The following is a 282-nucleotide window of genomic DNA, read 5'->3' on the forward strand; positions in this document are numbered from 1 at the left end:
GCTTTAGCGACCGAAAATCTACGTTTGCGAGAGTTGTCCTTTAATCAAGGTTTATCAACGTCAATTGATAGAGTCGATGCGGAGCTAAGTCTAACAGCGGTTAAAACTCAGCAATTAGGCGCTAAATATCGCTATATGCAAGCCTACGCCAAAGTGATGGCCATTAGCGGTCAAGTAGATGAATTTATTAACCGAACTCAACTTCAAGGGGCTGCTTATGCGGGCTAACAAGATCATCGCGGTCATCGCATTCGTGCTACTTATATTACTATTAGGTTACGG

The 282-nt window shown here is 43.3% G+C and carries 1 pseudogene; it reads left to right on the forward strand.

The annotated features are described in order from the left end of the window. A pseudogene (locus tag AAEZ02_RS22280) lies at window positions 1-228 on the forward strand (TolC family protein); the annotation flags it as partial. Window positions 229-282: the final 54 nt, after the last annotated feature.

This window comes from Shewanella sp. T24-MNA-CIBAN-0130, assembly GCF_040310185.1.
Lineage (GTDB): Bacteria > Pseudomonadota > Gammaproteobacteria > Enterobacterales > Shewanellaceae > Shewanella > Shewanella psychromarinicola.